The 22,860-nt window shown below is 65.0% G+C and carries 17 protein-coding genes and 1 pseudogene; 8 read left to right on the top strand and 10 right to left on the bottom strand.

Annotated features, from left to right (window positions below):
- Positions 1-289, bottom strand: a pseudogene (locus tag RT582_RS02710) (signal recognition particle-docking protein FtsY); the annotation flags it as partial.
- 229 nt (positions 290-518) lie between these two features.
- On the opposite strand from RT582_RS02710, the gene RT582_RS02705 reads away from it, so the two are divergent.
- The 3 genes from RT582_RS02705 to rsmD are packed head-to-tail and all read left to right on the top strand — an operon-like array spanning position 519 to position 3,998.
- Complete coding sequence (locus tag RT582_RS02705; RefSeq protein WP_041015103.1) at positions 519-1,871, top strand: M16 family metallopeptidase; 1,353 nt, start codon at positions 519-521, stop codon at positions 1,869-1,871.
- Positions 1,864-3,396 (top strand): M16 family metallopeptidase, encoded by a 1,533-nt coding sequence (locus RT582_RS02700; RefSeq protein WP_313476482.1) that lies wholly within the window; start codon positions 1,864-1,866, stop codon positions 3,394-3,396. The genes RT582_RS02705 and RT582_RS02700 overlap by 8 nt, the downstream gene beginning before the upstream one ends.
- On the top strand, positions 3,396-3,998 hold the full coding sequence (gene rsmD, locus RT582_RS02695; RefSeq protein ID WP_042927083.1) for a 16S rRNA (guanine(966)-N(2))-methyltransferase RsmD: 603 nt from the start codon (positions 3,396-3,398) through the stop codon (positions 3,996-3,998). The genes RT582_RS02700 and rsmD overlap by 1 nt, the downstream gene beginning before the upstream one ends.
- A gap of 11 nt (positions 3,999-4,009) precedes the next feature.
- Here the strand turns inward: rsmD and RT582_RS02690 are convergent, their stop codons facing one another.
- Positions 4,010-4,414, bottom strand: a complete 405-nt coding sequence (locus tag RT582_RS02690; protein ID WP_023446896.1) for a hypothetical protein — start codon at positions 4,412-4,414, stop codon at positions 4,010-4,012.
- 172 nt (positions 4,415-4,586) lie between these two features.
- Here RT582_RS02690 and RT582_RS02685 point away from each other — a divergent pair, with 172 nt between their 5' ends.
- Positions 4,587-5,564 carry a hydrolase gene (locus RT582_RS02685; protein WP_313476479.1) on the top strand — a complete coding sequence of 326 codons (978 nt, stop codon included), beginning with the start codon at positions 4,587-4,589 and terminating at the stop codon, positions 5,562-5,564.
- 2 nt (positions 5,565-5,566) lie between these two features.
- Here the strand turns inward: RT582_RS02685 and pelG are convergent, their stop codons facing one another.
- The 8 genes from pelG to RT582_RS02645 all read right to left on the bottom strand — a co-directional run bounded on the left by pelG (position 5,567) and on the right by RT582_RS02645 (position 18,504).
- Positions 5,567-6,937, bottom strand: coding sequence for an exopolysaccharide Pel transporter PelG (gene pelG / locus RT582_RS02680; RefSeq protein WP_125875999.1), 1,371 nt, complete (start codon positions 6,935-6,937; stop codon positions 5,567-5,569).
- 1 nt (position 6,938) lies between these two features.
- Positions 6,939-8,450, bottom strand: coding sequence for a GT4 family glycosyltransferase PelF (gene pelF / locus RT582_RS02675; RefSeq protein WP_125876146.1), 1,512 nt, complete (start codon positions 8,448-8,450; stop codon positions 6,939-6,941).
- Between the two features lie 5 nt (positions 8,451-8,455).
- Positions 8,456-9,445 carry a tetratricopeptide repeat protein gene (locus tag RT582_RS02670; RefSeq protein WP_313476478.1) on the bottom strand — a complete coding sequence of 330 codons (990 nt, stop codon included), beginning with the start codon at positions 9,443-9,445 and terminating at the stop codon, positions 8,456-8,458.
- On the bottom strand, positions 9,423-10,796 hold the full coding sequence (locus RT582_RS02665; protein ID WP_125876003.1) for a PelD GGDEF domain-containing protein: 1,374 nt from the start codon (positions 10,794-10,796) through the stop codon (positions 9,423-9,425). Before RT582_RS02665 ends, RT582_RS02670 begins: the two co-directional genes overlap by 23 nt.
- Positions 10,796-11,314 (bottom strand): hypothetical protein, encoded by a 519-nt coding sequence (locus RT582_RS02660; protein WP_023446902.1) that lies wholly within the window; start codon positions 11,312-11,314, stop codon positions 10,796-10,798. The genes RT582_RS02665 and RT582_RS02660 overlap by 1 nt, the downstream gene beginning before the upstream one ends.
- A gap of 22 nt (positions 11,315-11,336) precedes the next feature.
- Positions 11,337-14,858: a tetratricopeptide repeat protein gene (locus RT582_RS02655; RefSeq protein ID WP_313476474.1), complete on the bottom strand. Its 3,522-nt coding sequence runs from the start codon at positions 14,856-14,858 to the stop codon at positions 11,337-11,339.
- Entirely contained in the window at positions 14,836-17,685 is a 2,850-nt protein-coding gene (locus RT582_RS02650; RefSeq protein WP_125876006.1) for a bifunctional glycoside hydrolase 114/ polysaccharide deacetylase family protein, read from the bottom strand. Before RT582_RS02650 ends, RT582_RS02655 begins: the two co-directional genes overlap by 23 nt.
- 126 nt (positions 17,686-17,811) lie before the next feature.
- The gene (locus tag RT582_RS02645) at positions 17,812-18,504 is read right to left on the bottom strand and encodes a TetR/AcrR family transcriptional regulator (RefSeq protein WP_313476471.1); all 693 of its coding nucleotides are present in this window, start codon (positions 18,502-18,504) and stop codon (positions 17,812-17,814) included.
- Positions 18,505-18,634: 130 nt separating this feature from the next.
- Between RT582_RS02645 and RT582_RS02640 the strand changes: the two genes are divergently transcribed.
- The 4 genes from RT582_RS02640 to coaD all read left to right on the top strand — a co-directional run bounded on the left by RT582_RS02640 (position 18,635) and on the right by coaD (position 22,793).
- On the top strand, positions 18,635-20,047 hold the full coding sequence (locus tag RT582_RS02640; RefSeq protein WP_313476470.1) for a coniferyl aldehyde dehydrogenase: 1,413 nt from the start codon (positions 18,635-18,637) through the stop codon (positions 20,045-20,047).
- 15 nt (positions 20,048-20,062) lie between these two features.
- Positions 20,063-20,593, top strand: a complete 531-nt coding sequence (locus RT582_RS02635; protein WP_313476467.1) for a twin-arginine translocation pathway signal protein — start codon at positions 20,063-20,065, stop codon at positions 20,591-20,593.
- Positions 20,594-20,609: 16 nt separating this feature from the next.
- Positions 20,610-22,205, top strand: coding sequence for a GMC family oxidoreductase (locus RT582_RS02630; RefSeq protein WP_313476466.1), 1,596 nt, complete (start codon positions 20,610-20,612; stop codon positions 22,203-22,205).
- A gap of 105 nt (positions 22,206-22,310) precedes the next feature.
- Positions 22,311-22,793, top strand: a complete 483-nt coding sequence (gene coaD / locus RT582_RS02625; protein ID WP_014818712.1) for a pantetheine-phosphate adenylyltransferase — start codon at positions 22,311-22,313, stop codon at positions 22,791-22,793.
- Positions 22,794-22,860: the final 67 nt, after the last annotated feature.

Here is a 22,860-nt window from a genome sequence, read left to right as displayed (position 1 = left end):
GCTCTGGCTCTGGCTCTGGCTCTGGCTCTGGCTCTGGCTCTGGCTCTGGCTCTGGCTCTGGGAGTATTTCGGCTTCGACGGGCGGTTCGGGCAATAGCCCGGAGGTGGTGATTGCCGGTTGCTCGCTCTCGGCCTCAGGCTGCTCGGCGTGCGGCAGGCTGTCTTCCTGCGGTTCGGCGGCAGGCTGCTCGGCCACCGGCTGCTGCGGTTTCTTGCGCAGCCAGCCGAACAGGCCTTTCTTTTCGCCGGGCTCGGCCGGTGTCTTCTTGTCGTCGTTGGAACCAAACATGGAGAAGGTATTCTCAAGGATGCGATACGCCGGCAGCCACGCTGCCGGCCAAACGGGCTCTATCCTAGCACCTCGCAAAGCGGGTGCGCTAAGCACGGGTTCCGGCATCAGGGCCGGTTCGGCTGCGGATATCCCGGCTTTGCCTGATTCGCACGCACCAGTACCATGGCTGCCGTGTTGCCGCCCTGCCAGTCTGCCGTGGCGGACACCAACTGGACGAGTCCCGACTATGCCTCTGATGTTACGCCGCGCCGCCGCCCTGCTGCTCGGAGCGCTCTATCTGCCCCTGCTGGCAGCAGCAGACAGCCAGCCCACCCACGAGTTCTTCCTCGACAACGGCCTGAAAGTGATCGTGCGCGAGGATCATCGTGCGCCGGTAGTGGTATCCCAGCTCTGGTACAAGGTTGGCTCCAGCTACGAGACGGCTGGCCAGACCGGCCTCTCCCACGCGCTGGAACACATGATGTTCAAGGGCAGCCGCAAGCTCGATGCCGGCGAAGCCTCGCGCATCCTGCGTGAGCTGGGCGCCGAGGAGAACGCCTTCACCAGCGACGACTACACCGCCTATTACCAGGTCCTGGCACGTGACCGCCTGGCCGTTGCGTTCGAGCTCGAAGCCGATCGCCTGGCCAGCCTCAAGCTGCCGCCAGACGAGTTCGCCCGCGAGATCGAAGTGATCAAGGAAGAGCGCCGCCTGCGCACCGATGACAAGCCGAGCTCGCTGGCCTACGAGCGCTTCAAGACCATCGCCTACCCCGCCAGCGGCTATCGCAACCCGACCATCGGCTGGATGGCCGACCTCAACCGCATGCGGGCCGACGAGCTGCGCGCCTGGTACGAGCAGTGGTACGCGCCGAACAACGCTACCCTTGTGGTGGTCGGCGACGTGACCGCCGATGAGGTCCGCGGACTGGCCGAGCGCTTCTTCGGCGACATCGAGAAACGCGAAGTGCCAGCAGCCAAGCGGCCACTGGAACTGGCCGAGCCGGGCGAGCGGCGCCTCCAGCTGCACGTGAAGACCCAGCTGCCGACGCTGATGATGGCCTTCAATACGCCGAGCCTGGCGACCGAGGAGAACGCCCGCCAGGTGCACGCGCTGCGGTTGATTTCCGCCCTGCTCGACGGCGGCTACAGCGCGCGCCTGCCGGAGCGGCTGGAGCGCGGTGAAGAACTGGTGACCAGCGCTTCGGCCTGGTACGACGCCTATGCCCGCGGCGACAGCCTGTTCGTCCTCAGCGCCGCGCCGAACATGCAGAAGGGCCGCACGCTGGAAGAAGTCGAAGCCGGCCTCTGGCAGGAACTCGATGCGCTCAAGCAGACACCGCCATCGGCGGACGAACTCGAGCGCGTGCGTGCGCAGGTCATCGCCGGCCTGGTCTACGAGCGCGACTCCATCACCCAGCAGGCCACCACCATCGGCAAGCTGGAAACCGTCGGCCTGTCCTGGCGCCTGATGGACGAGGAGCTGAGCGCGCTGGAAGCGGTCACGCCCGAGGACATCCAGCAGGCCGCCAGCACCTATTTCACCCGCTCCCGCCTGAGCGTCGCCCATGTTCTGCCCGAGGAAGCCCGTGATGAGTGATTGCAAAGCGCTGCGCAACGGCCTGTTCGGCCTGCTGCTGGCAGCCGGTTTCGGCCTGGCGGGCTGCGATGAAGGCTCCACCGCCCTGCCACAACCCGGCGAGCCGGCGAAGCAGGATGTCGCCCGCGAGGCGACCCAGCCTGCCGTGCCGACCGCAACGCCGGAAAAACCTCGTCTGGAGTCGCTCGCCGAGCTGGGCGATCAACCCCTGGCCCGGCGCAAGCTGGACATCCAGAGCTGGCAGACCGCCGAAGGCGCCAAGGTACTGTTCGTCGAAGCCCGCGAGCTGCCGATGTTCGACCTGCGCCTGACCTTCTCCGCCGGCAGCAGCCAGGACGGCGACGTACCCGGCCTGGCACTGCTGACCAACGCCATGCTCAACGAGGGTGTCGAGGGCAAGGACGTCGGCGCCATCGCCCGCGGCTTCGAAGGCCTCGGCGCGGATTTCGGCAACGGTTCCTACCGCGACATGGCAGTGGTCAGCCTGCGCAGCCTCAGTGCGCCGGACAAGCGCGAGCCGGCCCTGGCGCTGTTCAATCAGGTCATCGGCCAACCGAGCTTCCCCGAGGACTCGCTGCAACGGATCAAGAATCAGCTGCTGGCCGGCTTCGAATTCCAGAAGCAGAACCCCGGCAAGCTCGCCAGCCTCGAGCTGTTCGAGCAGCTCTATGGCGATCACCCCTATGCCCACCCCAGCGAAGGCACCCCCGAGTCGGTGCCGGCAATCAGCGTCGAGCAGCTGCGCGACTTCCACGCCCGCGCCTATGCGGCAGGCAATGCGGTGATCGCGCTGGTCGGCGACCTCTCCCTCGAAGAGGCCGAAGCCCTGGCAGCCGGCGTCTCGGCCGCCCTGCCGGAAGGCCCGGCGCTGCCAACGACGCCGACACCCGAGGCTCCGGTTGCCGGCAAGCACCACATCGACTTCCCCTCCAACCAGAGCCATCTGATGCTGGCCCAGCTCGGCATCCCTCGTGGCCATCCGGACTATGCGGCGCTCTATCTGGGCAACCAAATCCTCGGCGGCGGCGGTTTCGGCACGCGGCTGATGGAAGAAGTGCGCGAAAAGCGCGGCCTGACCTACGGCATCTATTCCGGCTTCAGCCCGATGCGTGCCGAAGGGCCGTTCATGATCAGCATGCAGACCCGCGCCGAACTCACCGATGGCGCACTGGATCTGGTGCAGCAGCTGGTCCGCGACTATCTCGCCGAAGGGCCGACCGAGGCCGAGCTGGAGCGCAGCAAGCGCGAGATCGCCGGCAGTTTTCCGCTGTCTACCGCAAGCAATGCCGACATCGTCGGTCAGCTGGGCAGCATCGGCTTCTACGACCTGCCGCTGACCTACCTGGAGGATTTCATGGGCGAGGTGCAGGCGCTGACAGTCGAACAGGTCAAGACAGCGATGAACAAGCATCTGCAGCAAGACGCCTTCGTCATCGTCACTGCCGGCCCCAGCGTCGAGCAGCAACCGCTGCCGCCGCCCACCGATAAACCAGCCGAACAGCCCAGCGGCGTTCCGGAGCACTGATGGCCAATCCACCCATTCGCCCCAGCGCCCACGGCGGCCAGGGCCAGTTGCGCATCATCGGCGGCGAGTGGCGCTCGCGCCGCTTCAGCTTCCCCGATGCCGAAGGCCTGCGCCCCACGCCGGACCGGGTGCGCGAAACCCTGTTCAACTGGCTGGCACCCTACCTATCCGGCGCGCGGGTGCTCGATCCGTTCACCGGCAGCGGCGCGATCTATCTGGAAGCCCTGTCGCGCGGCGCCAGCATGGCCCTGGCGCTGGACGTGAACGCCAACGCCATCGCCAGCCTGCGCAAGCATCTGGACACGCTGAACTGCGGCCACGGCCAGCTACTGCAGAGCGATGCCCTGCGCTACCTGGAAACCCAGACGCCGACCGCCTTCGACCTGGTATTCCTCGACCCGCCGTTCAACAAGAATCTGTTGCAACCGGCCTGCGAGCTGCTGGAGACAAAGGGTTGGCTGGCCGAGCACGCCTGGGTCTACACCGAAAGCGAGGCACTGCCGTCCAGCCTCGGCCTGCCGGGGAACTGGCGACTGCATCGGGAGAAGCAGGCCGGCAAGGTGCACTACGCGCTCTGGGAGCGCCACGCACCCGCCGCTTGAAGTCGGCGACTTCAGTAGAAGTCGACGGTCTGACCGTTGCGATCGAAGGCCAGGAAGCGGCCGACGTTGCCGGTCTCGATGGCGCTGACCATCATCTTCAGTGGCTGCTCGGCCTCGTCGGCGTTCGGCGTGATGCCGGCCTGGCCGGGCAGCGCCGCGGCGAACAGCAGATCCCAGGCCACGCCCGTGCGCTCGGACTCTTCACGCAGCGCGGCGAAGTCGCTCAGTTCCTCGGGCAGCTTGTCGACGCAGAGCACCGGTTTCAGCGAGCCGCCGGCGTTTTCCTCGAAGCGCTGGCGCTCGGCCTCGGTGGCATCCTCGGGCAGTTCGGCGCTGACGAAGACGAACAGCAGGCGCTGGGGCTCGCGCTCATGGCGCGCGGCAGCCAGCAGTTGATCGAAGGGGGTAAGCGTCATGGGCAGGGTTCCGGATAAGACTATCGCGTCACTCTCCCCCCCTTAGGCGGCGCTGACCATATCCCCAAAGACATAAGTCGCCAGGCGGCCAGCATCATTCAACGCCTGCATCGTGCTTTTCTTCCCGCCGCCGAGGCTCTAACGTCGGAGCAAACGAGGAACCCGAGCAACCGTGTCCGAATCCTTCCAACCCGCCTGGTGGCTTCCCGGGCCGCACCTGCAGACCCTGTGGAACGCATTCTTTCGCAAGGCGCCGCGCCTCGAACGCTGGCGTGAGCGGCTGTGGCTGGCCGATGGCGATTTCATCGACCTGGACTGGCACGGCCCGCATGAAGCAACAGCGCCGCTGGTTCTGGTGCTACACGGGCTGACCGGCTCGTCGAATTCGCTTTACGTGCTCGGTCTGCAGCAACAACTGAGCGCGCAGGGCTGGGCGAGCGTCGCGATCAACTGGCGCGGCTGCTCGGGCGAACCGAACCTGCTGCCGCGCGCCTATCATTCCGGCGCCAGCGATGATCTCGCCGAAGTGATCGGGCATCTGCAGGCCTGCCGGCCCATGGCGCCGCTGCATGCGGTCGGCTACTCGCTGGGCGGCAACGTACTGCTCAAGTACATGGGCGAAATGGCAGCCAGTTGCCCGCTGCGCAAGGCCGTGGCGGTGTCCGTGCCGTTCCGCCTGGACCAATGTGCCGATCGCATCGGCCTCGGCTTCTCCCGCGTCTACCAGGCGCATTTCATGAAGGCGATGGTCGCCTACGTGAGGGACAAACAGCAGCGCTTCCAGCGCGAGGGGCTGCTCGACCACCTCGGTGCCCTGCAGAGCCTCGGACCACTGCACGGCATGCGTACCTTCTGGGATTTCGACGGCCGCTTCACCGCGCCGCTGCACGGCTACAGCGACGCCCAGGACTATTACCGCCGTGCCTCCAGCCGCTACTACCTGCCGACGATCACGACGCCAACCCTGCTGATCCAGGCCGAGGATGATCCCTTCGTGTTCCGCCACAGCGTGCCGGAACCAGGCGAGCTGTCTGCGACCACGACCCTGGAACTGCACCCCAACGGGGGCCATGTCGGTTTTGTGGAGGGCTCTCCACTCAAACCCGGCTACTACCTGGAGCGGCGTATTCCGCAATGGTTGGGCGCCTAGTTTCAGCGGCCCAGCATGAAGGTTTCGTATTCCAGATCCTCGAGACTGCTGGACAGGCGAACCAGCCCCAGCAGAACACACGCCAGCACCGACAGCGTAAAACCATAGCCGAAGAAGCTCGGGCCCATGTGCTGGCTGATCACCGTCAACATCGCATTGAGCAGCACGAAGATCAGGCACAGCTCCAGCACGATCCGGCGCTTGTCCAAGTAGAAAAAGACGTTCAGCAGCGCCATGAACACGACCTGAATGCTCACGCCGATCAGGTCGACGTAGAACAGCGGCAGGTAATAGGCCGAAATCCCCAACCAGGCGAGCAGGTCGGGTGCAACGAGAAACAGCAGCACGACGGTCAGGCCCTGGACCTTGCAGATTTCCAGCAACCCCTGACGCACCGCCAGGATCATCTGCTGCTTGAGCTGGCCGATGTGCTGCAGCGTCTCGCCCCCGCGAATGGCCGAGAAGAGCCGCTCATACCACTCCGCGAAGTCCGTCTCGATGCGCACGAGGAACACCGCCATGCCTGGGATGATCGCCAGGTAGGCCAGAAAGATCGGCAGGTCGTAGAGCATCGAAGCACGCAACGGCCCGATCACCTGACTCGACGTGCTGGGGTTGAACCAGAACAGGATCTTGTCGATCCAGATTCCCAGGTTGTAGCACAGCCCTGTGACCAGCAGGCTCAGGAAAACCTGCCGGCGCTCGAGGAAATCGAACGCCACCAGCCGCCGGGCCGGGTACTCCCGAAGAATGTCGAACAGGAACATGAAGAACAGGCTCGCATGCCCGATCAGCAGGCCGAGGAGCAGCCCTTCGAGCTTCAAGAACCGGAGCAGATAGGCGCACAGCACCATCAGCGAATAGCCGATGACCATGATCAACAGAATGCGGTTGTAGGCCTTCATGCCCGACAGAAAAATGATGGTCAGCCACAGGTTGCACAGCACGACGAAGTTGGCCAGCATCAACAGCCGGTATCCGAACGGTTGATCGAACACCAGGCTCAGCAAGACGAAACCCAGCACACCCGAAGCCACCGTGACCATCAGCAGGATGCCGACCAGGTTCGGCAGGATGCAGTCCTGTCGCTTCTCGAACAGCCGATCCGAAATGAACCGGGTGAAGAACAGCTGAGCGCCACCGGTAATGATCAGCGAAGCGGCCATCAGGTAGGTCACGCTGACCAGGAACTGGCGCACCAGCAGCTCCGGCACGACCACTCCAAGACTCATCACCCCGATCAGCATCACGCTGATGATCGACAGCACCCACGGGCCCGAACTGATCAAGCCGGCATAGACATAGGCGCGGAGCGTAGCCGTATAGGAATCGCGCGACAGGATTTTGCGCAGCTCGAAACCGATACCGGCCATGTCAGCGCCTCCCCGTGGCGTTGCGATAGAGATTGCGATAACGATCGAGCATCAGGACCTCGGTGTAATAGCGATTCACCCGTTCGAGTCCCACCGCCTGGGCCGCCCGCCAGCGCTCGGGGTTGCTGAGCAGGCCGATGATCGCTCTGGCCGTCGCCTGAGGGTCGGCAATGGCGACCACCTCACCGGCGCAACCCAGCGGTGGCGACTCGTCCGCTGCCCCTTCGATCAGTTCCCGGCAGGAACCGACATCGCTGCTGACCACAGGTGTTCCCGCTGCCCAGGCTTCGAGGATCACCAAGGGCTGGGCCTCGCTGATTGAGGTCAGCACCATGAGGCCGAGGTTGGGCAACAGCTCGTGGATCTGCCGGAACCCGAGGAACTTCACCTTGCCTTCCAATCCGAGGCTGGCGACCAGACTTCGGCATTCGGTCGCATAGGCTTGATCCTCTTCCTCGGGCCCGACCACCCAACCCTCGGCCTCCGGTATGGCACTGACCACGCCACGCATCGCCCGGATGAAGGTCTTCACGTCCTTGATCGGGACCACGCGACCGACGAGCCCGACCACTGGCGCGATCCCCGCTGGGCGGCGCTGCAGGGCATCGGCCCAGGCGGCCATAGCGATGCCGTTCGGGATCACGCGGGTACGCGAGGGGGGCGCGCCATCCGCGATCTGGCGCTGCCGGTTGCCCGCGTAAAGCGAGATGATCGGGTCTGCCGCGCGGTAGGTCAGCAGGCCGATGCGCTCGAAAAAGCGGATCCACAGGTTGCGGATATAACTGAATTCGGTGTCCAGGCCGGTACGCAAGGCCTCGTCCGGGCCTTCGGATATCCAGCTGGCCTGGGCCAGATCGATCTTGCGTTCCTTAGTGTAGATACCGTGTTCGCTGAGCAGGTACGCACACTGCCAGCGGCGCTGCAGCACGGCCCCCAGCAGCCCCGCATATCCGGTCGAGATCGAGTGCAGGGCCCGCGCCCTGGGTAGCCGGGCCGCGACCTGCGAGAGCATGACGAGCGGCGCGTGCATGGTGCGCAGTGTCCAAAAATAATTGACGAACGAGGGATCGCTGCAATGCCGGGTGTAACCCTCGGTGATCGCCTCCCAGCTCGATCGGCTGCGCAGCACATCCTCAAGACACAATCGACCGGAAGCCAGGGTGTCGAGCAGGCCTTCGCCAAGCGCTTCGTCCGGGGTGCCCGGGTCGTGGAGATAGCGGTGCATCTGCCGCATGGTCTCTGCCGCGCCTTCGTGCCCGACCCGGCCGAGCGCCTCGACCGGACGCCAGGCGCTTTCCAGGAAGTGCTCCTCGATATGCACGACGTTGGCCGGAATCCGGTACTGCCGTTCCCCGTACGCCTCACGCTGCCCGCCGATGAAAACCACCGAGAAGGTAAAGTCCGGCAGCCCCAGGATCAGCTGGTTCACCCAGCTGGACACGCCACCCCGCACATAGGGCCAGGTGCCCTCGAGCAGCAGGCAGATATCGGCGATAGGCGTCTCGGATCGCATGAGGGTCACAACCAGTACTTCGCAAGGGCAGCGAAAGGCGGACGCTGCAGGGTTTCGGACGGGAGCGCGGCCAACTGCTGGCGAACCTCGGCATAACGTCCCTGAAGAAAGGCGATTTCCGCACGGAAAGGAGCCAGCGTCGGCACTCCGACGCCGGCCGCTTCTGCGTGAGAGAAGTGGTCCGCCGCGGTTTCGAGCCGCCCCTGCTCCAAGGCGATCCGCCCCGCCAGGACATGCGCATAGGGATTGCCCGGGACATCCAGCGTGCGCTGCGCATGCTCACGTGCCTGCTCCAGGACATGGTCCAGGACGCTTCCCTGGGCCAGCCCAAGATAGGCCAGCTCCCAATACCAGCGCGCCAGGGCATCGTGCAATGCCGTACGGTGGGCGCCCTCCGCCACCGCAAGCTGTCGCAGAGCCGTCTCGATCCGCAGGTTGATCTCACTTTCCTGTTTGTCGAGCATCGAATAGGCCAGAAGCCGGACATCATCAGCCGAATCACGCAACGCCAGCTTGAGGATGGGGATGGCTTCGCGGGACGGCATGCGACGCGTAGCGAACAGCGCGGCCATCCGTTTCTCCGTATCTGGAGCATGACGCAGCACGTCCTGCAGGCCGCCGTCGTTGAACATCAGTTCCTTGCCGCGCTCCTGCGGTCGGAAAGGCAACTCCGGAAGCCCCATCGAGTCCCAGCTCTTCTCCTGCCGACGCCGGGGCAGGTACAGCGCCGGAAAGAGCGCAGCCGCCACCCCAACCGCGCCCAACACCGGAACGAAGAATGCCAGACAGAAGATGAATAACGGGCTCCACGGCAGCGGCAGTTTGTAGCGACGAGGCAGGAGCAGCCAGATTCCGGCCGCCAGCAAGGCGCTGCTCGCGGCATGCGCCCCCAGATACAGCGATGTCGCCTGCGCAACGCTCAAACGCTCGTGGAACGCCGCCCAGCTGCTCAGCTCGAACAGCAGCGCGCCACTAAACAGCCACTTGCTGATCATTCAAGCCACACTCGCTGTAGAGGAAATGACGCAAGGCTTCCTGCCCGTATTCCGCACCGATGTCGTGCGCCAGCACTCGAACCTGCAGGCTGTCCAGCGTCTGCCCCTGGCCAAACCGCTCGCCCAGCAGCGTATTGAGGCGTAACAGATAGCCCTGAGCGCCTTCGGCGGAGGTCAAGGGCAGCAGCACCAGCACGCAGGTGTCGCCGTCCTGGTCGGTCAGCCTGAGCTGCAGATCCAACCCGCGACGGCTATCCTCGATCAGGCGCAACAGCCTGTCGCTGTTGGCCGACGCCTTCACCTGCAGTGCGAACAGGCTGGCATCGAGCCCGTGAAGCCGTGCATCGCTGGCCGAGCGCTTGAGGTTCTGGCTGAAGTGCTGGCTGTCCATGTCCTGCAGATGGAGCAGCTCCGGATCGCTCAGGATCAGGTCCGCGATATGCCCAGCCAGGATGGCGAGCAGGCCGAACACCCGGTCGTTGAACGAGAAGAACGGCATCTGCTCGATGGCAAGCACTGCCAGGAAGCGTCCTTCGGTGTCGATCAGCGGGACGCACAGCTGGTAACGCGAATGTTGCCGATGCTCGCCTCGCTCGATCAGTTGCTCGCGGATGCTGACAAGCTCGCCGCGCTGCAGGCACATACGCATGAGCAAGTCGTCGTGGTCGAGCGGGGCGACATCGCCCATGGCACTCAGCGCGCCGGGCAGCGCAACACCGTCGCGCACCCGATAGAGCGCCGCGGCGCGGAAGGCGCCGTACTGGGCCAGCAGACCCAGCACCGGTTCCGCCAGGGCCCGCAGCGCATCGTCGCCACGAGGCAGGTCGCGCAGCTGGTTGCGCAAGCCAAGCAGCGAGCTGCGCAGGCTCTGATCGTTGCCCGCGACCCGCTGCTCCAGACGGTCATGAGAGATGCGAAGGATGTAATGGGCCCGGGTGAACTCGTCGAGCCGCAACTGGCGGTAGTCGTTGGCCAGGTCGAGCCGTTCCAGGCGCCGCTCCCAGATATCACGAAACTCCCCTACCAGCATGCCGCTAACGAGCACACCAACGATGAAGGACGCCGGCATCTGCGGATACAGCCCGTCGCCGTAGCGGTGATAGGCGATAAGCGCGAGGATCAGCAGCACCGCGCTAACCATGCCCCGCATGAAGCCGTAGCGCATGCCGAGCAACAGGGGCGCCATCAGCGGCCAGTGAAACGAAGCCTGCACCATCAGCGGGTCTTCGGGTGACAACCAGTAACCCAGGCCGATCGCCAGGCCGGTAATCGCCCAGGTTTCCAGCCACGACACAGCCGCGCCGGCGCGCGGCGCCAGCGTGAAGTCCTTGTGTGCCGACCCCACGGACATCATTCGAGCCGCAACGCGCCGGCCAGCTCGCGCAACACCTTCTGACCGGTGCCGGCGAGGCTCTCGCGTGACCAGCCGGCACGTGCACCGCTCTTGCTCCAGACGACCCGCCCCGTCGCCGGCTCGATCACCTGCAGGCTGATACCGACCGCAGGCTCGCCGTCCAGGCCGCTTTTGTACTGCCACTCCTCGACGCTGCCGCTGATGACATAGTCGAGCCGCTCCGACGCTGCCCAGGCCAGCGCATCGGCTAGCCGACTGCGGTCGTCGAGCATGGGCAGGTCCGACCGAGGTGCGGTCGGATAATGCCGCGGCTGCAGGCCCTGCTCGGCCAGCACGCTGAGCAGGATCTGCTCGACCCGCTCGCCCGCCTGCGGGGCCTGCGAGAAATTGACGACCGGCACCAGTCCCCACGCCGCCTCACGCGGCAGGGTCGCCGTATGGTGGTCGGTGAAGGTGCTGCAGCCGGTCGCCAGCATGGCCACGGCGAGCACGGCCAGATAACGAATGAATGACATGGATCGGTCTCCCTATGAGAAATCAGCGCCCGAACCGGGTGCTGTAGGTCAGGCTCAGCGTGCCCCCTGGCTCGCCGTCGCCGTTGCGCGGCGCCGACTGATACCCCAGGATGAACGCCAGTTCGTCGTCACCGAGCAGCCGCGTCCCGACGCCCGCATTGATCGCGTAGCCGACCTGCTGCTCGGTCCACTGCCAGCCGGCAAGCACGTCGACCAGCCAGCTGTATTGGGGGGTTTCGCGGTTCAACGCACCGGGAAAGCCACGGCGCCAGGTGCTGGCGACATAGACCTGACCGAAGCGCTCCTGCAGGTAATCGGCCGGTTCTTGCGAGACTGAATGCAAGGGGCCGTCCGCCAGTCGATAGGCGGCATGGGTCAGGCCGCTGCGCAGTGTCCAGCTGGGCCCTTCGAAGAACAGTGCATGACTGAATTCCAGATTCAGCTGGCGCCCGTGGCCAAGCGCTTCGCCGTCCAATGTGCTGAACCGCTGCTGCGCGAGCGACCAGCTGAACTGGTCACGGGGTGTAAGGCCATGCGTCGCACTGATGGCCACCGAATCGCGACGGGCGAATGCACGTGCCAGGCCGCTCTCCTCAGCCTGGCGATGCCAGTCGGCGTGAAACTCAAGCGAATCGGTATCGGTGAGTTGAAGGCCGCCAAACACACCTGCGCCCTGGCGATCGCCTTCGTCATGGTCGCTGATCTCGAGCGCCGCGCCGAGCCAGGCCGGCCCGAGCTCGCGGGTCAGCTGGAGCTCAGCGGACCGCTCGACACCGGGGCTGGCATCAGAAAGGCCCGGCCCCGAATACCGCTGTCTGCTGAACAGGGCGCTGGCATGCCAGTCGCGCCCGAACTGGCGGGCGATCTCCGCCGTCTGACCACGCAGCTCCAAGGTGCCGAAATCCTGCCGACGCAGGCCGATCTGCAGGCCTTGCGGGTGGCGCGCCTGGAGAGCCAGCGCCTGGCCCCGCAACTGGTGTTGCAACGCGTCCGGTTGGTCCGGCGAAAGCGCCGCCAGACTTTCGCTCAGCGCCCGATGGGACGCACCGAGCTGTTGCAAGGCTTCGACTCGTTGCGCCGGATCGAGCCCGCCGCCGGTGAGCAGGCGCTCCAACTCGCTGGCATTGTGGGCGCGCAATGCTTGTTGCAGCTCGGCATACCGATCGATGCGCAGGCCATTGCGACGCGCCCAGCCAAGCCATTCGTCCTTCAATGCCGGCTGGTTGAGCCGCTCGAGCTGCTCGCTGAACTGATCGAACCAGATCTGCAGCATGGGGCGGGCATCGGGCCGCTCCAGGCGCAACACCATCTCGATGCCGGCCCCACTCGCACTGAGCAGGCGCAGGTAGGTCCGATAGGTGTCCGGCTCCGCCGTCGCAGGCCGGCCATCGAAGAGCCCGGCCAGATGGCGTCGCAACCGCAGCGCTCGGTCGAAATAGCCGGCGTTGTCCAATGCATCGGCGTAAGCGGCCTGCACCAGCAGGTCCTCGGGGTTGCGTCGCAGGAAGCGGTCGAACCACTGCAACGCAAGTTCGTTGCGATTCAGCAGCAGATAACCAGTCGCATAGGGCAGCCACAGGCTGCTGCGCTTGTGCGCGAGCGGCTCCCAGCGCTGCAGCAGCGGGGTCAGGGCCGACTTGTTACCCGTGTCGATGTAATGCCAGAGCAGCTGCTCCTTGACCGCATCGGCGTGCGGAAAGCGCGCAACGGCCTCGACCAGCAACCGCTCGGCCTCGGCCTGCCCACCCGCCTGCATCGCGAGCCTGGCGCGGGCGCTCCAGAGCGCGCCGACTCGTTCACCTTCAGGCAGCTGCAGGCCCTGCTCGACCAGCAGGCGCAACCGTGGCAGATCATCCAGCTGCATCGCCCATTGCAACGCGCGGGTCAGATTCGCCGGGGTCCGCTTGCGCTCCCAGCTGGCCATCATGACGTCCAGCGCCCGCGCCGGAGCGTGACGCTCGTAAAGGGTGATGAGCCGCTCGTCGGCAGTATCGCTGTTGGCGACCCCAAGTGCCTGGAGCCGCTGATAGCCCTCCATTGCATCCTCATCACGCTCCAACGCCCACGCCAGTTCGGCGCGCAAGAGCCAGTAGGCGGGTTCGCTGACCTGCTGCCGGTCGACTGCATCGAGCACGGCCCAGGCGGTCTGGAAATCGAACAGCTCCCAATGCACGTGCGCCCAGGCCAATCGTTGCTCGAGGCTCACGCCGAACCTGCGGTCGCGCTCGGCCCAGAGCGCGACCTGCGCCTCGAGTTGCTGCGTCTGTTCCAGCAACTGCTGGAGGCGCTCCCAGGCCAGGCTGTGATCCGGATGGGCGCTGAGATACTGACGCAGCCAGCGCTCGGCCTGCTCTGGCGTGCCGCGCTGGCCATGGCTGTAGACCAGGGCGTCGAGCTCGGCATCGGACAGCTGCCGGCTTTCGCCCGCACCGGCCAGCAACCGGATGGTGTTATCGAAATCGAACAGCTGGGCCGCCAGACGCCAGGCGTGCTCCCGCACCTGCGGACCATCCTGCTGCTGCAGCAACTTCAGCCAGTACCCCAGGGCCTCGCTGGGCCGCCCTGTCCATTCGCCGAGCTTGGCCATGGTTTCGAGCGTCTCGGCGGGCTGCGGTGCGACATTCGCCAGCTGCTGGCCGACCTCCCAGGCCTGCTCGAGCTGACCCGCCGCGAGGCGCAGCTGCATTTCGCTGCGCAGCGCGGTCACGCCTTCGGGATCGAGCAGCCGCCAGCGTGCCAGGATTTCAGCGGCCAGGTCGTACCGCTGGCTGCCGATACCCGCCTTTACCGCCGCTTCAAGCAGCGCACCATCGGCTGCGTCCAGGACGTCCAGATTGGCATGCACCACGGTCGCTGCCTGTTCACCCTGGTCCGCGGCAAGGTATGCCGAAAACGCCTCGCTGACATAGCGCTGCCGGTCATCGGCACTGTCAACACGGGCGATCATTCCGCTCAGCAAGCGTGCGGCCGTTCCGGTTTCGCCAGCGGCGAGGTGGGCCGTTACCGCTTCGCCAAACCACTGCTGTCGCCTGGCCTCGTCTCGCTCAGCCAGGTCCAGGTAGACCTGCGCGGCCAGGCTCGGGTCGTTCACCGCCAAGGCATGGCGGGCAAGCCGGGCCAGTTGTTCGAGGCTAAGCCCTTCGCGCACCACGCCGCGTAGTTGGGCACTCAGCGCCGCGAGGGTCTGGGCGGAGACCGCTTTTTCAGTCGCCTGAGCCTCGAGTACGGCCAGCTCCGCCAGGAAAAAGCGGACATCGCCAGACGCCTCATTCAGCCTGAAGACGTGTGAGCGGGCGCGGACATGGTCGCCGAGGGCAATGAGCTGTTCGATGAGTTTGAGCCGCAAGCTGGTGTCATCAGGATGGGCTTCCAGCAGCAGTTCGGCGTAGCTGATCGAGACGGCATCAGGTTGCCGCTCGCTCGGCATGAAGACCTCGTCGCCATGGTAGGTGACGACCAGCAGGGTAACGACTAGCCCGCCGACGAGCAGCAGGGCCCAGGGACTGAGAAGCCGAACGGGTTCAGTGGCAGAGGAGTTGCGCATCGCTCACCCGCGTCTCTGCCAGCTCGAACTGCCACAAGCCCTGAACCTTCGCGCCCGCATGACGCTTGCCCGCAACTTCCAGCGAGCAGCGGCCGCTGGCGCGAACGGAAAACCGCAGCGGCATTTCTCCCGCGAAGGAAAATTTCACTCGGTCGTCATCCAGATAGTCCCAGCCCAGCAGCGGCAGGTTCGCCTGCTCCAGGGCGGGCCTGGGGTCGCGCTCGGGACGCAGCGCGAGCACGGCGTGCGCATCGCTCAGGTGCACGTAGCGACCCTGCGGCAGTTCGCGAACCCCGGCGACGCCCTGCGAGCGGCGCAGGTCCGGCCAACCGAGCACTGGATCCAGCCGCAAGGTGCGGAGCCCATCCAGGCCACGAATCTGCCAGCGGCCATCGCCGAGCCGGGCCAGGCTCGACTGGTGCAAACCATTCATCCGTCGGATGTACTGGCTCATCCAGAGCGATATCGGCTGTTCGGCCTGCATCGATCGGTAGATGTCCTGCATGACCCGTATCGATGCCTGCTTGGTCGCAGAGTAAAAGTGGTAATACAGATGCAGGCCGCGCAGACGGCGGGGGGCATCGGTCAGCGCGAAGGTCTCGAGCACACCCCGGAAACCGTAATAGGGCCCCTGCCAGAGATTGGTATAGAGGTTCTCGTTGATGATCGGCGCGTAGTACTGGATGCCGCCGGCCGTCGGCCGGATCAGCGGCGATAGCCCGGTCAATGAAGGATGCGCGCGGGTCAGGATGGTCGTTCCGCCGTTGACGTTCTCCAGGCCGGCGTCGTAAGCGAGCTTGATCGTAGCCGCATCCGGCAGGGCGTCGCCGGTCCAGAAGATCATCTTCACGGGCTTGTCGGCGGTGGTCAGCCGCTCGTTTATGTAGGCCGTCGAACCCACCACCTCCCGTGTGAAATCCAGCCTGTCATAGCCGGGAATGGCCATCGTCATGCCGTACTCGGCGGTAAAGCCTTCCCGGAGCTGGGCGCGCTCCGGCTGCCAGTAAAACGGATGACTGAAACTGTGGCTGGCCACCTCGACCTTACGATTGGCGAATATTTCGCGCGCGATCGGCTCCAGTTCGCGGGCGAGATGGGGATAGCGGCCTTTGGGCCCGATTTCCCCTTCGATCACCGATACCGACGTCAGCAACCCATGCGGTTCGATGAACGCCTCGAGCACCTCGCGACCGGCATATGGGGAGCCGGCCACCTCGGCACGAGACAGAAAACCATCGCCATCGATATGCACCGTCGCGATACGCCGCCCGTTTTCGGTGGTCGCATCCGGACGGGGCAACGGCGGCAACCGAAGGGCACGCTGCAAGAAGACGAACGGGTCGAGAATCCAGCGCTGGTAGTCAGGCCCCTCTTCAATGATGTAGGGCGTCAGCGCAACACCGCCGGCAGGCCCGGTCGCCACCGGCGTGTAACGGCGCTGCTCGCTATCGACCAGACTCAGGCCTGCCTGTGCCTCGCCATCGATCGTGTCGAGCGCTACCAGCTCGCGAACTCGCACCGTAACCGGCGCTTCGAAACCGCCCACCAGGGTTTTGTCCTGCGCGAGGATTGTGACACCGGGCTTCGCCGGCTTGCCAACGTGGCGCATCCCCAACCGCCTGAGCACTGCCCGGCCGACCACGGGAACCCCTCCCATGATGGCCAGCGGAACGCCTTCGTCGAGCCGGGCCACGAGCCAGTCGTCAAAAGCGGCAGAATCGTCCGGCGGGCCATTGGTCATCCAGGTCACGACACCGGCATAGAGCCCGCCCATCGGGTTTGTCGGCAGCTGGTCAGCTGGTAGGTAGTCGACCCGATAGCCAAGGTATTCGATCAGCCCGCCCAGAAACATATGACCGCGGTTGCTCGAAAGCGGACCTTCCCGTGGGTCGTAGATCACCGCAACGCGTCGAGGCTGGACCTCCAGCGTGCTGATCCCGAGATAATCCAGCTCAGGCATGGTGACGAAGGGTATGAAACGCTCGCCACGTAGACGCTCGGCTAGCGCGCGCGCCTCCTCGCGCTGTGTGGATGGCAGGTAATCGATGGCGATCAACGGCACGCCTTGGGCACGCAATGGATCGAGGTGGATGTCGAGCCAGTCCCGGTCAGCTTGCGGCACGGCACGGTAACGTCCGCGACCGGCATCCCAGCCGGCGTGAATCGATTCGACCGCCACCGCGCTCGCCACGCCCGGCAATTCGGGAAGTACTTCGAACCCGCGATTGAAGATCAGCTTGAGCTCCGGCAGCTCCCGGTGCAGTTGCTGAAGAAAATCGCGCAGCGCGACGCGCTCGGCTTCGCGCCTGTCCTCGGGCAAAAGCAGGAAGCTGTCCAGCGTATCCAGGAAAAGACCGACGTAGCCCTGCTGCTCGAGGGCTCGGGCTTGAGCCAGCAGATGTTCGCGCCACGCCGGGGCACTCAACTGCATGACCTGACTATTCCAGGCCTGGTTACGGACCTCGCTTGCGCTCCGGGCGATCTCGTCGCCACCCTCGGCGAGGTCGCCGTCGTATTCACCAACGGAAAGATAGGCAAAGGGCGAACTGCCCTGAGCGCGAAGAAACGCCACGTCTCGTCGTGAGAGATGGCCAGATTCAAGAACCGCCCACTCGAACTGTGCCAGTTCTTCCAGCGGCGGAGAGGAGGCGTACCAGAAAGCGACACTGCCCGGACGGGCCGTTGAGCTAGCATCAGCGTGAACAGGCAGGGCTAACAGCAGACCATGGAGCAAAATGGCGTACGCCGAACGGTGCGGCCCCAATAATGCAAAAAATCGGATTGCCGTTGCCGTCAACCTACGGGCAAATACTTGAACGATCCACATGGATTCACCGTAATAAACGACCTTCCGCCCACCGGTATTAATCCATAGCGTCTGACTCTATACAAGCAAAATGCCATCACCACCGATGAAAGGTTGACCCTATCGGCAGATGGCGCCAATTAAATGTCAATCCAGCTCGATATCCAGGTGCCATACTTCCCTGACAGCTACGTCTAACGGCACCCAAAACCGCCGACAAAGCTCGCCATAATTCACCCGCGCCGCGTCGGCGACAACGCCCTCCTCCAATACCAGCACCTGATAAACACCACGACACAGCAAGGCCTCGCTCAACCGGTCCGAACGAATGCCACTAGTGGAAAGGAAGCGCACCCACGACGTGATTATGATCCAGGCGTTAAGCGCGATGTCCTCAACCTGGGCGGGATCCATCAGCAGAATGCCGGCATCGACGAACCCCTGATAGATCGCCCGAGCATGCCGCAGGCAACGGCCGGCGAACGCCTGGTAGCGCTGGGCGAGCTGCGGATTGGCATCCAGCAGGCCTTCCAGATCACGATGGAGAAAGCGGTAATCCCACATCGCGCCCAGCAGAGACTCGAGGTAAAGCGCCTTGTCCTGGACTTGCATCTCCCGCTCCGGCGGCAGGCGCAGGAACTGGTCGACACGCGATTCGTACTGCCCGAACAGCTCTGCGACGATCGCCTGCTTGTTGGGGAAGTGGTAGTACAGATTGCCCGGCGAGATGCCGAGATGGGCGGCGATGTGGTTGGTCGTAACGTTCCGCTCGCCCTGGGCGTTGAACAGCCCCAGGCTGGCTTCGATGATGCGGTCACGGGTCTTGGTGCGGGATGCCATGAGGCGGCGAGTTCTCGGCGGCGAAGCGAAGGAAGCAACGGTACACGCCAGCAGGCGGGTAAGCACGTCTCGTTGACAGTTTAGAGTAATTACTCTAGAAATCCTCCAGCATATCGCATCAGGAGCCCGCATGTCAGCCGAAATCCCGCAAGCGCTGGTCGCCATGGAGGCCCTGTTCGCCCGCCAGCGTTCGGCCTTCACCGCCGCACCGATGCCCTCGGAAGAGGATCGCCTGCGTTGGCTGGACGCCCTGCGCGATGTGCTGGCCGGCCATCAACCGGCGCTGATCGAGGCAATCGCTGCGGATTTCGGTCATCGTTCGGCCGACGAAACCCTGCTGGCGGAAATCATGCCCAGCCTGCACGGCATCCGTTACGCCAGCCGTCACCTGCGGCGCTGGATGAAACCCTCACGCCGACATGTCGGCCTCGCCTTCCAGCCAGCCAGCGCACGGGTGGTCTACCAGCCGCTGGGCGTGGTCGGCATCATCGTGCCGTGGAACTACCCGCTCTATCTGGCCATCGGGCCGCTGATCGGCGCGCTCGCCGCCGGCAACCGCGTGATGCTGAAGATGAGCGAGTCGACGCCGGCCACCGGCCAGCTACTCAAGGCCCTGCTGACGCAGATCTTCCCCGAGAATCAGGTGGCGGTAGTACTGGGCGATGTAGAGGTCGGGCAAGCCTTCGCCCGGCTGCCGTTCGATCACCTGCTGTTCACCGGTTCGACACACATCGGCCGCGAGGTGATGCGCGCGGCAGCGGAGAACCTGACACCGGTGACGCTGGAGCTCGGTGGCAAGTCGCCGGCGATCGTCTCGGCCAGCGTCCCGTTGGCCGATGCCGCCGAGCGCATCGCCTTCGGCAAGTGCATGAACGCCGGGCAGACCTGCGTCGCGCCGGACTATGTGCTGGTGCCGCGCGAGCGTGTCGAGGGCTTCGTCGGTGCCTACCGTGAGGCGGTACAGCGTCTGTATCCGAGCCTTGCGGACAATCCCGACTACACCGCGATCATCAATGCGCGTCAGCTGACGCGACTGCAGGACTACCTCGACGATGCGCAGGCCAAGGGCGCGCATGTCGTGCCGCTGTTTGCCGAGGCGCAGCAACGGCGCATGCCGCACTGCCTGCTGCTGAACACCACCGACGACATGCGCGTGATGCAGGAGGAAATCTTCGGCCCGCTGTTGCCGATCGTGCCGTACGCCGATCTGGACGAAGCGGTGGCTTACATCAATGCACGCCCACGACCGCTGGCGCTGTACTACTTCGGCTACGACCGCAGCGAGCAGCAGCGCATGCTGCAAACCACCCACTCCGGCGGCGTGTGCCTGAACGATACCCTGCTGCACGTCGCCCAGGACGACCTCCCCTTCGGCGGCATCGGCCCGTCCGGCATGGGGCACTACCACGGCCACGAAGGCTTCCTCACCTTCAGCAAGGCCAAGGGTGTGTTCATCAAGCAGCGCTTCAATGCTGCCCGGCTGATCTACCCGCCCTACGGCAAGTGGTGGCAGAGGCTGATCTATGCGCTGTTCATCCGCTGATGCGTGGCTGAAGCAATGCACGACCTGTCCCTCAATCGCCGCGGCCTGCTCAAGGTCGGACTGCTCGGCGGCGCGCTCCTGGCCGGCGGTGGCTTGCTCAGCCGGACCCTCAGCGCCTCGGCGGACGGCGCGGCGAGCGGCTTCTCCGTGCTGCGTGACAGCGATCTGCCCATGCTGCGCCGACTAACGCCGTTGCTGCTGGAAGGCTCGGCGGCGCCCAAAGACATGCCGCAGGCCGTGCAAACCACCCTCGTCAGCCTTGACCTGGGCCTGCACCACTTGTCGCCCGCGCTGCTAAGTCAGGTACGCCAGCTGTTCGACGTACTCAGCCTGCCGCTGACCCGCGGGCCGCTGACCGGAATCTGGAGCGGCTGGGAGGTAGCCTCCGATGATCAAGTACGCGCGTTCCTTCAGCGCTGGCAAAACAGCTCGCTCGCCCTGCTGCGTCAGGGTCATGCCTCGCTGCTGCAGATGATCCTCATGGCCTGGTACGCCAGCCCCGCCGCCTGGGCGCACTGCGGTTATCCCGGACCACCGAAGGTCTGACTGATAGGAGGCATCCGTGCCCGTTCCCGACTTGTTTGCTGCAGGCCTTGCCCGTGGCTGGACCACATACGACGGCTCACGACTGGAGGACGATCTGACCCTGGAAGCCGACATCGCCATCGTCGGCAGCGGCGCAGGCGGTGCCACCAGCGCCGAAGTGCTGAGCGCAGCCGGCTACAAGGTGTTGCTTATCGAGGAAGGCCCGCTGCGCACCAGCGGCGACTTCGACATGCAGGAGGGCCGCGCCTACCGCTCGCTCTATCAGGAAGCCATCGGCCGCACCAGCAAGGACGGCGCCATCACCATCCTGCAGGGTCGCGCCGTCGGCGGCACCACGCTGGTGAACTGGACTTCGAGCTTTCGCACACCGCCGCAGACCCTGCAGCATTGGGCCAGTGAGCACGGCGTCAGCGGGCTTTCGGCCGAAACGCTGCAGCCCTGGTTCGAACGCATGGAGCAGCGCCTCGGCATCGCGCCCTGGACCGTGCCGCCGAATGCCAACAACGCGGTACTACAGCGCGGCTGCGAAAGCCTTGGCCAGCACTGGGCGGTGATCCCGCGCAACGTGCGTGGCTGCTGGAACCTGGGCTACTGCGGCATGGGCTGCCCGACCAACGCCAAACAGTCGATGCTGGTCACCAGCATTCCCGCAATGCTGGAAAACGGCGGTGAACTGCTCTACCTCAGCCGCGCCGAGCGCTTGCTGATGCAGGGCGAGCGGGTCGTCGGCTTGGACTGCCTGGGCATGGACGAACGCGGCGTAGAGCCGAACGGACACCGCATCCGCGTCGTCGCCAGGCACTACATTCTGGCCGGCGGCGGCATCAACACGCCGGGTTTGCTGCTGCGCTCGAACGCTCCCGACCCGCACCAACGCGTCGGCAAGCGCACCTTCCTGCACCTGACCAACTTCTCCGCAGCGCAATTCGACGAGCGCATCGATGCCTTCAGCGGCGCACCACAGTCGATCTATTCCGACCACTTCCAGTGGCACGACGGGGTTACCGGGCCGGCCGGCTACAAGCTCGAAGTTCCGCCCATCCATCCCGCGCTCGCGACTACCCTGCTTGGCGGCTTCGGCCCGGAGAATGCCCAGCGCATGGCCGCGCTGCCGCATACCCACGCGATGATCGCCCTGCAGCGCGACGGCTTTCATCCGGACAGCGCCGAGGGCACGGTCGAGCTGCGCAGCGACGGCAGTCCGGTGCTCAACTACCGCATGACCGACTATGCCTGGAACGGCATCCGCCGCGCCTTTCACAGCATGGCCGAGATCCAGTTCGCCGCCGGCGCCCGTGCCGTGCTGCCCCTGCATGGCGACGCCCGCTACGTGCGCACGCCGCGTGCCGCCCGCGAGCTGATCGAAGGTCTGGACCTCGCGCTGTACCGCACCCGCCTTGGCAGCGCCCACGTCATGGGCGGCTGCGCCATGGGCGAAGACCCGCGCCAGGCGGTGACCGACAGCCTGGGACGGCACCACCAGCTGGCAAACCTTTCCATACACGACGGCTCGCTGTTTCCCACCAGCATCGGCGCCAACCCCCAGCTCTCGATCTACGCGCTGTGCGCGAAATTGGCGTCGGATCTGGATGATCGGCTGAAGAAGTCCTGAGATTGACTCCCATTCACGTCAGATCGCCGCACGGCATTCAGGCTTTACGCTGTCGACACCGAGCCGCTACCATCCACACCCCCACGCATGCGTCAGGACGCCGCGATGAATCGAGTGTTGTATCCGGGAACCTTCGATCCCATCACCATGGGCCACGCCGATCTGGTGGAACGCGCCTCGCGCCTGTTCGACGAGGTCATCATCGCCGTGGCGGCCAACCCCAAGAAGAACCCGCTGTTCCCGCTCGAGCAACGTGTGGCGCTGGCTCAAGAAGTCACCAAGCACCTGCCGAACGTGAAGGTCATGGGTTTCTCCACGCTGCTGGCGCACTTCGTCAAGGAGCAGCAGGCCAATATCCTGCTGCGCGGGCTGCGTGCGGTTTCGGACTTCGAGTACGAGTTCCAGCTGGCCAATATGAACCGCCAGCTGGCACCCGATGTGGAAAGCCTGTTCCTCACGCCGTCGGAAAAGTACTCCTATATTTCCTCGACGCTGGTTCGGGAGATTGCCTCGCTCAAGGGTGACGTATCCAAATTCGTCCACCCGGCGGTGATGAGCGCGTTGCACGAGCGCTTCGGCCAGAACTGACGATGCCCGCCGGGCCGCGTCGAGTGCACGCTGGCCGGCGATGCGGCACAATTGCCCGGTCGTAATA

Origin of the sequence: Stutzerimonas kunmingensis (assembly GCF_032106285.1) — a bacterium.
GTDB classification, from domain to species: Bacteria; Pseudomonadota; Gammaproteobacteria; order Pseudomonadales; family Pseudomonadaceae; genus Stutzerimonas; species Stutzerimonas kunmingensis_B.
Note: the sequence above shows the minus strand (reverse complement) of the source record. Positions and strands in the feature narration are given on the sequence as shown.

Excerpts from the sequence above, each read along its gene's own strand:
- rsmD (WP_042927083.1), top strand. The coding sequence starts at position 3,396 with ATGGCCAATCCACCCATTCGCCCCAGCGCCCACGGCGGCCAGGGCCAG.
- coaD (WP_014818712.1), top strand. The coding sequence starts at position 22,311 with ATGAATCGAGTGTTGTATCCGGGAACCTTCGATCCCATCACCATGGGC.
- RT582_RS02670 (WP_313476478.1), bottom strand. The coding sequence starts at position 9,445 with ATGATCAGCAAGTGGCTGTTTAGTGGCGCGCTGCTGTTCGAGCTGAGC.
- RT582_RS02705 (WP_041015103.1), top strand. The coding sequence starts at position 519 with ATGCCTCTGATGTTACGCCGCGCCGCCGCCCTGCTGCTCGGAGCGCTC.
- RT582_RS02665 (WP_125876003.1), bottom strand. The coding sequence starts at position 10,796 with ATGTCCGTGGGGTCGGCACACAAGGACTTCACGCTGGCGCCGCGCGCC.
- RT582_RS02635 (WP_313476467.1), top strand. The coding sequence starts at position 20,063 with ATGCACGACCTGTCCCTCAATCGCCGCGGCCTGCTCAAGGTCGGACTG.
- RT582_RS02660 (WP_023446902.1), bottom strand. The coding sequence starts at position 11,314 with ATGTCATTCATTCGTTATCTGGCCGTGCTCGCCGTGGCCATGCTGGCG.
- RT582_RS02655 (WP_313476474.1), bottom strand. The coding sequence starts at position 14,858 with ATGCGCAACTCCTCTGCCACTGAACCCGTTCGGCTTCTCAGTCCCTGG.
- RT582_RS02700 (WP_313476482.1), top strand. The coding sequence starts at position 1,864 with ATGAGTGATTGCAAAGCGCTGCGCAACGGCCTGTTCGGCCTGCTGCTG.
- RT582_RS02640 (WP_313476470.1), top strand. The coding sequence starts at position 18,635 with ATGTCAGCCGAAATCCCGCAAGCGCTGGTCGCCATGGAGGCCCTGTTC.
- RT582_RS02645 (WP_313476471.1), bottom strand. The coding sequence starts at position 18,504 with ATGGCATCCCGCACCAAGACCCGTGACCGCATCATCGAAGCCAGCCTG.
- pelF (WP_125876146.1), bottom strand. The coding sequence starts at position 8,450 with ATGCGATCCGAGACGCCTATCGCCGATATCTGCCTGCTGCTCGAGGGC.
- pelG (WP_125875999.1), bottom strand. The coding sequence starts at position 6,937 with ATGGCCGGTATCGGTTTCGAGCTGCGCAAAATCCTGTCGCGCGATTCC.
- RT582_RS02650 (WP_125876006.1), bottom strand. The coding sequence starts at position 17,685 with ATGTGGATCGTTCAAGTATTTGCCCGTAGGTTGACGGCAACGGCAATC.
- RT582_RS02690 (WP_023446896.1), bottom strand. The coding sequence starts at position 4,414 with ATGACGCTTACCCCCTTCGATCAACTGCTGGCTGCCGCGCGCCATGAG.